The sequence below is a fragment of the Mesorhizobium sp. M2E.F.Ca.ET.219.01.1.1 genome, assembly GCF_004016445.2.
Classification (GTDB): Bacteria; Pseudomonadota; Alphaproteobacteria; order Rhizobiales; family Rhizobiaceae; genus Mesorhizobium.
In genome coordinates, this window is record NZ_SADT02000214.1 from 1 (window position 1) to 303 (window position 303).

Genomic DNA, 303 nt, shown 5'->3' on the forward strand with positions numbered 1-303 from the left:
CATGCAGCGAATGCACGAAGCGATCCGGCTCCACTGTCCGCTGCGCCGCCACCAGCGCCTGGGCGATGGTCTGGCCACCAAACACGCGCTGCCACTCCACCTGGGGGCTGCGACCACGATACAGATTGTGTTCCAGCCGCTCGAGGTCGAGAATGCCGAGAAGCTCGTCCATGGCCGCCGTCATGTTTTGTGACCTCGCCGCAAAATTGTTATGGCGGTTTCCGACAGGAAGGACGGGCCGTCAAGGGCGGATGCCCGGCCGTCGGCCAAGGAGCAAAGACGATGGAACGCAAGGCAGACGCG

1 protein-coding gene is annotated in these 303 nt (G+C 63.7%); it reads right to left on the bottom strand.

Features of this window, described 5'->3' with window-relative positions:
• Window positions 1–184 (bottom strand): acyl-CoA thioesterase domain-containing protein (locus EN862_RS37285; RefSeq protein ID WP_193771649.1); only part of this gene is annotated, 184 nt, incomplete at its 3' end.
• Window positions 185–303: the final 119 nt, after the last annotated feature.